At 33.9% G+C, this 12,401-nt stretch carries 12 protein-coding genes; 1 reads left to right on the top strand and 11 read right to left on the bottom strand.

Annotated features, from left to right (window positions below):
- Positions 1 to 142 precede the first annotated feature (142 nt).
- From FOF46_RS15290 to FOF46_RS15250, 9 genes are all read right to left on the bottom strand, one after another.
- Entirely contained in the window at positions 143 to 1,222 is a 1,080-nt protein-coding gene (locus FOF46_RS15290) for a Gfo/Idh/MocA family protein (RefSeq protein ID WP_143917059.1), read from the bottom strand.
- Positions 1,223 to 1,306: 84 nt separating this feature from the next.
- Positions 1,307 to 2,173, bottom strand: a complete 867-nt coding sequence (locus FOF46_RS15285; protein ID WP_143917058.1) for a DUF2911 domain-containing protein — start codon at positions 2,171 to 2,173, stop codon at positions 1,307 to 1,309.
- Positions 2,174 to 2,301: 128 nt separating this feature from the next.
- Complete coding sequence (locus FOF46_RS15280; protein ID WP_109435844.1) at positions 2,302 to 2,667, bottom strand: cupin domain-containing protein; 366 nt, start codon at positions 2,665 to 2,667, stop codon at positions 2,302 to 2,304.
- A gap of 13 nt (positions 2,668 to 2,680) precedes the next feature.
- A complete protein-coding gene (locus FOF46_RS15275) occupies positions 2,681 to 3,076 on the bottom strand; it encodes an acyl-CoA thioesterase (protein ID WP_143917057.1) in 396 nt (131 codons plus the stop codon).
- An 89-nt stretch (positions 3,077 to 3,165) separates the two neighbouring features.
- Positions 3,166 to 3,744: an O-methyltransferase gene (locus FOF46_RS15270; protein WP_143917056.1), complete on the bottom strand. Its 579-nt coding sequence runs from the start codon at positions 3,742 to 3,744 to the stop codon at positions 3,166 to 3,168.
- Positions 3,745 to 3,922: 178 nt separating this feature from the next.
- Positions 3,923 to 5,272 (bottom strand): magnesium transporter, encoded by a 1,350-nt coding sequence (mgtE, locus tag FOF46_RS15265; protein ID WP_109435840.1) that lies wholly within the window; start codon positions 5,270 to 5,272, stop codon positions 3,923 to 3,925.
- Positions 5,273 to 5,360: 88 nt separating this feature from the next.
- On the bottom strand, positions 5,361 to 6,224 hold the full coding sequence (gene rsmA, locus FOF46_RS15260) for a 16S rRNA (adenine(1518)-N(6)/adenine(1519)-N(6))-dimethyltransferase RsmA (protein ID WP_143917055.1): 864 nt from the start codon (positions 6,222 to 6,224) through the stop codon (positions 5,361 to 5,363).
- Positions 6,217 to 6,531: a DUF4286 family protein gene (locus FOF46_RS15255; protein ID WP_109435838.1), complete on the bottom strand. Its 315-nt coding sequence runs from the start codon at positions 6,529 to 6,531 to the stop codon at positions 6,217 to 6,219. Before FOF46_RS15255 ends, rsmA begins: the two co-directional genes overlap by 8 nt.
- A gap of 101 nt (positions 6,532 to 6,632) precedes the next feature.
- Positions 6,633 to 8,420 carry a tetratricopeptide repeat protein gene (locus tag FOF46_RS15250; RefSeq protein WP_143917054.1) on the bottom strand — a complete coding sequence of 596 codons (1,788 nt, stop codon included), beginning with the start codon at positions 8,418 to 8,420 and terminating at the stop codon, positions 6,633 to 6,635.
- Positions 8,421 to 8,731: 311 nt separating this feature from the next.
- On the opposite strand from FOF46_RS15250, the gene FOF46_RS15245 reads away from it, so the two are divergent.
- Positions 8,732 to 10,081 (top strand): hypothetical protein, encoded by a 1,350-nt coding sequence (locus FOF46_RS15245; RefSeq protein WP_143917053.1) that lies wholly within the window; start codon positions 8,732 to 8,734, stop codon positions 10,079 to 10,081.
- A gap of 181 nt (positions 10,082 to 10,262) precedes the next feature.
- On the opposite strand, the gene serS is transcribed toward FOF46_RS15245, so the two are convergent.
- Both serS and FOF46_RS15235 read right to left on the bottom strand, forming a co-directional pair.
- Positions 10,263 to 11,534, bottom strand: coding sequence for a serine--tRNA ligase (gene serS / locus FOF46_RS15240; RefSeq protein WP_109435835.1), 1,272 nt, complete (start codon positions 11,532 to 11,534; stop codon positions 10,263 to 10,265).
- A gap of 161 nt (positions 11,535 to 11,695) precedes the next feature.
- Positions 11,696 to 12,397, bottom strand: coding sequence for a DUF6989 domain-containing protein (locus FOF46_RS15235; protein WP_143917052.1), 702 nt, complete (start codon positions 12,395 to 12,397; stop codon positions 11,696 to 11,698).
- Between the last annotated feature and the right edge of the window lie 4 nt (positions 12,398 to 12,401).

Genomic DNA, 12,401 nt, shown 5'->3' with positions numbered 1-12,401 from the left:
TATGTTTATAGAAATGTTATACCCAAAAGTATGAAAACGAATGCCTTATGAATACACGGTTTACAGTGAAATCAAAAATAGGGTTTTTGGGATGTTTATGGAAATACTACTTAATATGGTCTTTTGATAATTCTTTGTAGCGTTATAAACTAATTTTTGATCTATTTTTTGCTGCCTTATAAATGGCTTCTACAATTCTAATATCTTTTATACCTTCTTCTCCTGGTACCATAACAGGAGTATTATTGATAATAGACAAAGCATCATCATCCATCTGTCTAGCTTGTTGATTCTCTATATGGATATTTAATAATTTACCATCACTTGCTTTGCCTTGCACTCCTCCATACATAGAAAAAGGAGCTAGAGTATACCATCCATTTTCGCAATCAACATATAACTCATGCATCGATTTACCAACACTGGTTTTACCATGCGCTATGGCTCCAGAAGGAAATTCCAAGGTAAAATGTGTGGTTTCATCTGTCTCATTGAAAATTTTTGGACGAGTAGTCATTTGTTTTGCAGTGACGGATACGGGTTCTTCACCCGTCGTGTATCGAGCAGCATTAAGAGCATATACTCCCAAGTCATACATTGTACCACCTCCCAATGCTGAATCTAATCTCCATGTGCGTGCAGGATTGGTTACATTATATCCTATTTCTGCTCTTACAGTCTTGATTTTTCCGTAAGGCTTTGAAGCCGCCCAATCTATGACTGTACGTGTATTGGGTTCATGTTGCATACGATATCCAATAGAAAGCTTCACCTTATTCTTAGCACAAGCATCAATGATTGCTTGACATTCTGCTTCAGTCTTAGCCATAGGTTTTTCGCACCAAACATGTTTTCCTGCGTTTGCTGCTCTAATGGCATACTTAGCATGTAATCCCGTGGGAACAACAATATAAATAACATCGATATCTGGATTGTCTGCTATACGATGCATGGTCTCATAGTTATACACATTTTTATCGGAAATACCATATCTTTTTTGCCACCTCGGGATTTTAGAAGGAGTTCCTGTTACAATCCCTGTAAGTTTACAATATTTTGTACGCTGTAGGGCAGGAGCTAAGACGGTAGAACTATAATTACCCAGCCCTACCAGACATACGTTTAGTTTTTTTGAAGGATTACCAAATATGTCTGTTAAAGGAAATAAACTACCTGCCAGAACCAAACCTGTGTTTCTAATAAAATTTCTTCTATCCAGCATGACTTAAGTCTCTAAAAATGAATGCATCAAGGTAGTTTTTAATTTTGTAAAATGTTGTTTCGGATTTGTTAAATCAATACAAGATTAATTTTTAGTATTCATTTTTTCTAATAATAATTTGCATTTGGCGATATATCCATAATCCCCAGACTTGCTTGATTTTGCTTGATTTAATGATGTAGTTACTTTTTCTTTAGCAATTTGATAATCTTTTACGTGATATGCCAATTCTGCTCTGTAATATTTGTACCAAAAAGCATTTGGTTTCATGGCTATGGCTTTTTCAAACCATTCTGCAGCCTTGTCTAAATCTTTGTTCTTATGATAATAAAATTGTGCTGCATCAAAATAAGTCTGAGCTTTAATTTCTCCAGTCGAATGATTAATTTTCTCTTCTATTTCTTTAAATAATATAGGATCAGAATTTACAAATAATGGAATAACAACTTTAGTATATTCCCATGCAATTACAAGATCACCTCCATTAGCATGAAAATTCTCAAAATAAATACTCAAGGTTTCTATTTTATCTTTTAGTTTGAGCGCTGGTACTTTGAAACGTAGTAAATCATTTGTTTGATCATAGTTACCTGCTCCCCATAGCTTTGTGTTTTTGTGAATTACAATAGTCCAATCATTTTCTCCCGGGATACTATATAATCCATAAGAACCGGCAGGGATATCTTTTTTTGCAAGCTGTATATCTCTGTCAATTGATATTTTTGTAGATGAATTAGCTCCTGTACGCCAAAGTTTTTGGTATGGAATTAAGCCACCAAAAATCTGCCTGTCTCCTGCACTTGGCTGTCCATACTCAAGTCTTACAGTAGCTAACCCTACTTGTAATTCTTTAACTATTTTTGGACTGAGACTAGGTTTGTTAATTTGCGCATTTATAAAAAAAGGAACCATTAGACATACTAATACAGAATTTTTTAAAAAGGATTTCATCTGTTCTTTTTTGAATTGTAATTAGAAGTTAGTTTCTGTTTTTTTTGACATAGAGAAATAGTTATATGCCCATGTGTATATAGTCATAATACATATTAAGAATAAACTATTAAATTGAAATATTGGAATTATATCTCGATGTACTTAGGCACTGTTCTCTCACTTTGTATATCTCCTGTGTGTTTAGTGCTTTGTTTCTCGAATAATAATACATGAACTTCTTCATTATCTTTTGTGGATGGACAATGTTCTACACCTTTAGGAACTACAATAATTTCTCCTGGCTTTACAGTTACAGTTTTGTCTCTAAATTTCATATGTAAAGTGCCTTTTACAACCTGAAATAACTCATCTTCATCATCGTGCTTATGCCAAATAAAATCACCACATAATTTAGCGAGATAGATTTGATTATCATCTACCGTAGCGATACGATGAGGGTGCCATTGTTTGTCAAATTTGGATAGTTTCTCTTTGATGTTAATTGCTTCCATAAAACTGTTTTTTTTAGAAAAACAAGGTACTTATTTCATCTGTGATGCGAGCAGGTCTTAACGTTTCTTTATATAGTAAGCACCAACTGGTCTTTGCTGATACCAAAACCTGTTGAGTAGTCGAATTTATGATTTTGGTATGACGTTCGCTTTTTACCCCTCTATGATTATCAATCCAGGTTTGTAGCGTGATTTTGTCATTTTCGAAAGTAGGGTGGTGGTATTCGATAAAGTGATTAAGCACAACCCATACATACGTATTTCTAAGTTTAATGTCAGTTTTGGATTCCCAATGTTTTTTTGCAACATCTTGCACCCATTGAAGATATACAACATTATTTACATGATCCATATCATCAATAGCTGATTTTGGAACGGTAAAATGATATTCGAAAATTTCAGGTTGCATTTGATCAGGATTTTAGTACCGTAATTTCAAGTCGTAAAATGGTATTCTATACAAACTTAAAATTTTCATGATTTGTGATATCGAATGTACTATTTTTTTGTGGCAATTATTATTCCTGTAGACCAATTCATTTTGGTTACATTAAAATCGTCTCTACTTTCCAGGGATTCGATCAATAGATTTACTTTTTGTTGATGACTTTTTGGCCAATCTGGTTGTGTGTTCAGGTCATCAATGATATAAAACCCACCTGGTTTTAGTAATGCTAATGTTTCTTCTAGTTCATAAAATTTACCAGGCCAGGTATCTGCAAAGATGAGATCAAATTTTTCTCCGTTATAGTTTTTAATCCATTCTGCTCCATCTGCAAGTATAATGCTTACCTTTTCTTCTTTTTCAAAGTATTTTTGTGCCACTTTTATGAGTTTGGGATCATTATCTAATGTGATGAGTCGAGACGAATCATCCATTCCGGCAATCATCCATGAAAGTGACAAACCTATGCCAGTGCCTAATTCTAATAGATTTGCATTAGGTTTAGACGTTATTAATGTTTTTAAAAGTGTTCCGATGTATGGGTCTGATGGCATCGTAAAGCCGATTTCTTTACACAGTGTTTCTAATTCTGAATACACCTTTGGGAATTCTATAATTTTTGAGTCGTTCATTATGTTTTTTATAAATAGTGTATCTCACAAAACTATTTATATGAATTTTACTCAGGAACTTACTATCATGGTAAATTACGATGTTCATGCCTTTTTCGGTCAGTGATTGTAGCGACAGCTTTTACAAACTTGGATATATGGTTTGTAAAACTATAGTGTAAAGCACGGTTTGTCCCGGCTAAAACCCTAAAATAATCTTTGCAATATAGAAGAATAGAAAAATACCAAAGATATCATTACTCGTAGTAATAAATGGGCCTGTAGCAATTGCGGGATCGATACCTTTCTTGTTTAGAATAATAGGAACAAAAGTTCCTATTAATGCTGCTACTATGATGACACATAGCATGGATATAGCAATAGTTAAACTAAAATTTATTTCCATTTTGGTAATAAACCCGAATACTATAACCAGTATCCCCAGAGTAACACCACTAATTAAGCTTAAACTTATTTCTTTTAGCAAACGGGTTAGAAGACTCCCTTTTACATTATCGTTAGCTAAACCTTGCACAATGATTGCAGAAGACTGTACTCCAACATTACCTGCCATTGCCGCAATCAAAGGAGTAAAGAAGAAAAGTTCTTTGTATTTGTTAAGAGCTTCCTCAAATCCTTCCATGATAAATACACTTCCTAACCCTCCAAAAAGACCAAGGATTAACCATGGTAAACGAGCTCTGGTAAGTTCCCAAACATTATCATCTGCTTCTACATCTTGTGAAATACCAGCGGCTAATTGATAATCTTTTTCGGCTTCGTCTTTTATAAAATCTACAATATCATCGATGGTTACTCGACCTAACAGAACTCCATCATGATCGACTACGGGAATAGCTTCGAGATCATACTTTTGCATGATACGTGCAACCTCTTCTCCTTCTGTATCAACATCTACATAATCTACTTTAGGAATATAAACTTCGCTGATATGTGTTTTTGCAGATGCTGTTAGTAAATCTTTTAGCGATAATCTACCTTTAAGTTTTTCTTCTTTATCAACAACATAAATAGAATGTACTCGAGTTACATTTTCTGCTTGTCGTCTCATCTCCCGAACACAACCAGCAACTGTCCAGGTTTCTTTTACTTTTACCAATTCTTTGGCCATTAATCCTCCCGCAGTATCCTCATCATAAGTAAGGAGTTCTTTGATATCTTCTGCACGTTTTTCATCCTCAATTTCGGCAATTACCTTTTCTGCTCTTTCATCAGGAAGCTCTGCTACGATATCTGCCGCATCATCGGTATCCATTTCTTCCAGCTCTTCGGCTATTTCTTTTACAGAAAGATTTTCCAGAATACGTTCTCGAAAATCCTCTTCCAGTTCCATAAGAGCTTCAGAGGTCTTCTCACTATCAAGTAACTTGATAAGGTATGTTGCTTGAGATAAATTAAGTTCACTAATGATTTCTGCAACATCAGCAAAATGTATTTCATTGAGCATATCACGCAGATTTACATCCTCTTCTGTTTTGATGAGGTGCTTTACCTGTTGGATAAGTTCTTTAGAAACCTGAAATTGCATATGCCTGATGTTTAGTGTCCCCTTGTGTGCAAACGCCCACAAAGATAACCAAAGAATTTAATTAGGCTTTATGGTTGTGTTAAATCCCTTAATGAGTATGTTTTTCTATCAATTGAGTAAGTTTTATAAACTCATCTACCGACAATTGCTCTGGACGTTTTGATAAGATATCTAATATTTTGATTTCATCAGATAGCTGAAAAGTTTTAAGACTATTTCTTAGTGTTTTACGACGCTGTCCAAAGGCGGTTTTTACTACTCTAAAGAATAATTTCTGATCGCAAGGAAGAGTATAGTCTTTTTTTCTTGTTAATCTTAGTACGCCGCTGTCTACCTTAGGAGGTGGGTTAAACACATCTGGAGGAACAGTAAAAAGATATTCGGCATCATAAAATGCCTGGGTAAGTACCGAGAGAATACCATAAGCTTTGGTACCTGCCTGTTCGCAGATGCGTTGTGCTACTTCTTTTTGAAACATTCCTGTAAATTCAGGAATACGTTCTTTATGTTCTAATGTTTTAAAAACAATCTGTGTCGATATGTTATATGGGAAATTACCTGTAATCGCAAATTGTTTCCCTGGGAATACTGTACTTAAATCAAACTTTAGGAAATCTGCTTCCAAAACCTGAAAAGATGAATTGCTCCTCAATACTTCATTGTGCTCTAACTGAAAGTTAGTGTTCAGATATTCAATAGATTCACTATCCAAATCCATGGCAATGACATCAAGGTTTTTTTGGAGGATGTATTTGGTTAAAACTCCCATTCCCGGACCGATTTCGATAACATTTTTATATCCCTGTAGCGTTAGCGTATCTCCAATTTTTCGGGCTATATTTTCATCTTTCAAAAAATGCTGTCCAAGATGTTTTTTTGCTTTTACAGCAGTTTTTTCTTGTGATACAGAATAATTAGGAGTGTATTTTTTGTTTTTCTTTGATTTAGCCATTCTGTTCGCTTACAATTTCTAATTCTGTTCTGAATGCCACAAATTTACCTGCAAAGCGGTTGGTTTCTGCCCTAAGACGATCGGCATCTTCAGCATAATATTTTTGTAAAGTCTCTTTATTTTTAGTTGTATATTGAACAGAATAAGTAATACCTCCCATTTCTTCTTCTACGAGTACTTTGGTCATTAACGCCTTACTAAATTTTCCTGTGGCTAACATATCAGGAATATGCTCTTCTTTCATCCATTGCAACCATTCGCTATGAATAGTTTCTTCTATGTTTATAGTGACGTTATATATGTACATAAGTATTGTTTAATTTTAATTGAGAAGAAAATAGAATTTGATCTAAAAAAGTTAAGCGAACAAAGGTAGTAAACTACGTGCAACTAACTATTGATAATTACCTAATTTATAGCATCTCCACGTAGGGTTCTGTATTTTTTTCTGGCCGCTACAAAATAGATACTGGCTGCATGGTTAAAGATAATTTTCTCATACAATTCCTTTGCTTTTTCGGGTTCACCCAATTCATTCGAATATAGTTCTGCTAACCAATAATAAGCATCATCTGCTAGAATATCATCGTTATAAAATTCTATAATTTTAAGGTAGTTGATTTTGGCTTTTTCGAATTGTTTTTCTTTTTCAAATAATTTTGCCTGACGTAAAAAAGCTTCATCTTCGATTTTTTCGCCTCTATGCTGAGTTAAGATTTTCTGATATTCTGCAATCGCATCTTCATTCTTATTTTGAAAGGCTAATAAGTCTGCTCTGGCAAAAATCTTTAAAGCAGTTTGTGTAGAGTCCTCAAGAGAATTATCGCTTATAATAAGACTTAGCTCCATAGCATCGTTAGCAATTAATTGAGAGGTAGAAGATTTTAAAACATCAAGTTGGGTTTGTGCCCATGCAAAATCCCCTTTGTAATAACTTGTTTTTGCTACTTTAAAACGGGCATCCTGTGCCAGAAAATTATTCTTCAGTGCATTTTGTACTTGCGTATAATAGATTAATGCTTGATTAAATTTTTGATCTAATACTAAGATGTCTGCAATTTTCATTTTAATTCGGGAAGACTGAAATCTGGATAGCCGCTCTCTTTTGAGTAAATCTTTTAAAAAACCAATAGCTTCTTGTTTTTTATCCTGATTAAACGCCAGGAAATGAGCATAATCTACTTGTAGGCCTATCGTTTCTCTGGATTTACCATACTCATTAAATACTGTATTATATTGATCAACTATGGTTTTGTATTCTTTTTTATTGGCATTATCCACTTTGGCTTTAAGAATAATCTTATGAGCAGTAAGCTTCATGTCTTTTGAAGCTGAGGTTTCTAGAAGGTAATTAAGAATTTCTGTAGCTGATTTAATATCTTTTTCAGAAATAGCAATTCTGGCTAAATCAATGATTCCTTCAGGACCTTCTTCTTTACGTTTATAAATAGCTTTTTCCTGTATAAATGCTTTTTTAAACTCTTTTTGCTGTACAAAAAGCCAACTCAACATTTCGTTATATAAAATATCAGGATTTTGTTGTAGTCTTTTAATTAATAATTTTCTAAAGATAATATTGGCTTCATTTGTCGGATCTTCTGATATGTAATCTCCAAAATTTCGTTGCACAATATTGATATAATTGGGTTGTGTTTTTAATAAAGATAAATAACTATCAAACATCTTTTCTAGTTTGCCTTGTTCTCCATAGATTTTGGCTAATTGGACATTAAAATTTGCTCGGGGATTGTCTTTCATCCCTTTTTCATAAATCAATGCGGCTTCATCTAGTAAACTATATTTTTCAAATGTTTGTGCAAGGGAGTAGGCGTGATTTACACTATTGTTACTATAGGTTTCTACCGCCTTGTCATAATACAAACGCGCTTCTTCAGATTTTCCCTGCAAATCATAATGATGTCCTAGTTCTACCAGAATCTGAGCATTACCAGGTGTTCTTTCTACTCTTTTTTTCAAAATACTTTCTGCTTCATCAAACTTTTCTAATTGTTGATACGATTCTACTAACCCTAAAAAATAATTTATCCGGTTGGGATTTTTGGCATATAGTTTTTGATATACAGAAAGTGCTTTTTCATATGCTCCTTGTTGGATATAGTTTTTAGCCAACTGTTCCGACTGCGCAAATGTCGAAAAAGTAAATACTAGGGAGATATAGAAAAAGATAAGGCGCATTTTGCAAGTTTTTTGTAAATATAACAAAATGCGAATTAGTAGTATGTTATGGTTCCCTTAATCTGTGCGTTTAACCCTTTAATGTTGAATTATTGTATTATCAATTTTGATGAATTTAGGAATTTGTACATTTTATTGAATCTGGAATGATGAAATATGATGAAATATTATTTTTTTCAACTTTTTTAGATATTAGTAAAAGTAATATGTAATGTAGTTTTGGGTGTTATAATTTAAAAGCGAAACTATGTGGGTAATTGCTCTGGGGCTGAAGTAAGATCATTAGTTACTAAAATTAAACTCAATAAGAAATGAGAAAACAACAAAATAAAATATTCTTACATTTAATGATTTTAGTAACTACCACGCTAGGGTTATTTAGTTGTAAAAATGAAAAGCCAGAACCTTATCAGGCTCCAGAGCCCCAGCAAAAATTGATACCACAACCTTTTCCAACAACATATGGTTTTCCTGTTTCTGAGGCGACATTAATCGGATATACACAGGATTACACGAATCCAAAAAATATAGAAGGTATTTATACACATGCTTGGCAGATATGGGCAGGGCTTACTCAAATGACGGATTTAGAAACTGAAAACGGACATAAAATTAGAGTGTTTGAATCATGGAGAACACCACAACAAATAAAATCAGAAGACAGAATTAATGATAAAAATCTATTTCCTTTAACCGTTCCTCATCAATTGGGACATGGAGTAGGTTTGGATAGTATTAATGAAACACAACTAGCTGGATTTGTAAAATATAGTCCTGCTGCAGAAAAGCATGTTGTAGAACAAGGGATTTTTGATCAAAAAGTAGCAAAATCATTGATTAAAAGCGGTGCAAATCAAATTATAGGTTTTCCAGTAAAATCTATTATGATTAAACCAGTATTTCTTCCTGTAAATTTGGCTAATGGCAAGGATACTATTCATGTATGGCAAGGACCACCAAAAGACACGATTCGTACCTGGGATCAAAATGATTGGCCAAATTCTTTAATTAAAGTAGTAAAGAGTAAAAGTGAAGCTGACGGAAAAACAAAGTTTGCAATATCAGATTTTATAAATTTTAAGGTTGATAAAAATTTTACAGAGCCATTTGGAAATTTTGAACATGGAGATTATGCTGTTTTAGTGGGAATGCATGTAATGACAAAAGAAACAACACGATGGACATGGCAATCTTTTTGGTGGAGTCAATACCCCGATACACCTCATTTTCCGAGTTCAAAATTGCATGCCTCATATCGAAGTAATGTAACCTTAGATGATGCGGCTAGTCATTATGCCATGACAGCAGCGTATTCAACCAAAATACCAGCTCAACCTTATATTAATGGTCAAAACATTGGGGAATCTTTATATGCCTATAACCCTTATTTGGAGGCTGGTTTTGGCCCTTCTGGTTCTAATAATCCTGTTTTACTAGGTGAAAATGAAAGCGGTATCTATAACGGTAAAACTGTTCAAAATAATTATGGGATTCAAACCAATTGTATGAGCTGTCATATCCAGGCAAGATGGCCTCAAAATAATTCGAGTTTAAATTATAATGGTAATCGTTATGTAGATTTTCAGCAAAGCTACGGTAAAGACACGCTTCAACTCGATTTTTTATGGTCAGTTAATGCAACTCTTGGGTCAATCAAATAGATAAACCATTTAATTTGTGATTCGTCACAAATTTTAAAAATATATTGTTATTGCATGTGTGGGATGAGATGGCGAGCATTATCCCTGTTTTAGTAGAACAACCATGTGGTGTGAGTAGCCCAGTTATTTGCTTGATTAGCATATGACTGGGCTTATTTTTTAATTCATTCTGTGGGTTAAATTAATCAATCCATTCAAATCCACAGTAAGGAACTAATACCTCAGGAATTTTAATCCCTTTTGGAGTTTGATAATTTTCTAAAATACCGGCCAATACTCTTGGAAGTGCTAATGAACTTCCATTAAGCGTATGTGCTAACTGGTTTTTTCCTGTAGTATCTTTAAATCTTAGTTTTAATCGATTGGCTTGATAAGATTCAAAATTAGAAACAGAACTAATTTCTAACCAACGATCTTGTGCCGTAGAAAATACTTCAAAATCATAGGTCAGCGCAGAGGTAAATCCTATATCGCCACCACAAAGACGTAATACGCGATAAGGTAATTGTAACTCTCTAAGAATATCTTTTACATGTTCTACCATTCCATCCAGAGCCTGATATGAATTTTCTGGTTTTTCGATGCGCACAATTTCGACTTTATCAAATTGATGCAAACGATTTAAACCTCTTACGTGAGCACCATAAGAACCGGCTTCACGTCTAAAACAAGGAGTATATCCCGTACAACAAATAGGGAGTTGATTTTCTGTTACTAATTCATCTCTAAACATATTAGTTACAGGAACCTCTGCAGTAGGAATCAGATATAGATCATCACCGGTTACATGATACATTTGTCCTTCTTTATCTGGTAACTGGCCTGTGCCATATCCTGAGGCTTCGTTTACCAAATGCGGAACCTGATATTCTTTATACCCAGCTTCAGTGTTTTTATCTAAAAAATAACTGATCAACGCACGTTGTAATCGAGCACCTTTACCTTTATATACAGGAAAGCCCGCTCCGGTAATTTTAACACCCAACTCAAAATCGATAATATCATATTTCTTAGCGAGCTCCCAATGAGGTAATGCTCCTTCTTCTAATACCGGGATCTCTCCTTCTTTATAAACCTCTTCATTGTCCTCATCGCTCTGTCCGTTAGGAACAGAATCATGGGGAATATTAGGAATGGTATATAACAATTGTGTGAGTTCTTCTTGTATCTGAGTAAGCTTAGCGCCAAGTTCTTTAGAAGTTTCCTTAAGCTGTGCCGTTTTCTCTTTAAGTAAATTAGCTTTTTGTTGCTCTCCATTCTTAAAGAGCATACCAATTTCTTTGGAGAATGTATTAGAATCTGCTAGTGTGTTATCCAGTTTTGTTTGCGTAGCACGACGATCTTCATCCAAGGCAATCACTTTACCTAAAACCGATTCGCCATCAAAATTTCTTTTTGCCAAGGCTTTTATATACGCTTCTTTGTTTGCTATGATTTGTGATACTACTAACATGATATCTTTTTTGACGGTTTTTTCATCATTTGTAATGAAGGAGCAAATTTAAATAAAAGCTCGGGTTTTGGAACTTAATTTTTTTGGATTGTTATAAGAAATTCAATTTATGGGTCATAATAATTTTTTCTACTGCTTTTGAGACTTAATTATAAATGACCTTATGGGGCTATAGTGTAAGCAAAGATAGCAGCTGCCAAAATCCATAAACCAGATATAGACCCCAATACTAAGGACCAAGCTATGTTTTTTTTATAAACAACATATATAGAAATGGGTAAGGTAATGAATAGAAGTACTTCTGCAATACTGATATAATGAGGTGTGTTAAATAGCATAGAGGCATTTTGATAATACCACCAACCGGCACTTTTGGCCATATTCTCATAAAAGAAGATATATACTCCGCCAGAAATAGCAATAATACCTGATGCAATTGCTATACCTTTCCATTGGATTAGTCTTAAGCTTAGATACCCCATCTGAACGAGTACATTTGACCATGCAAAAGGCATATATAGGGGAGAAGTCCATAACATAGGCTCATCCATTGGATATACTAATGAATCCAGTGTTATGGCGGCGTAATGGTCGGCAAACAGCTCAAGAATACCACAAGAAGTTCCAAATACAATGAGTTTTAATATTAGATTGTTTTTGGAGGTGATTGCATATACAAGATAGATTGGATATAAAATATAAGTAATAATTCCAGCAGAAATTGATCCAGCTTGCGTAATTGAACTTCCGATCGTCCAAAGGATTAAAATAATTTGAGTAATATCAATAAAAAGAGTCGTTTTCTTATTGAATTCTGTTGCATTGAATGTTTTTTTTTCTAAAAGTGTTTGAATCGTGATCATTTTT

The sequence above is a fragment of the Aquimarina algiphila genome, assembly GCF_007489275.1.
Taxonomy (GTDB): Bacteria; Bacteroidota; Bacteroidia; order Flavobacteriales; family Flavobacteriaceae; genus Aquimarina; species Aquimarina algiphila.
Note: the sequence above shows the minus strand (reverse complement) of the source record. Positions and strands in the feature narration are given on the sequence as shown.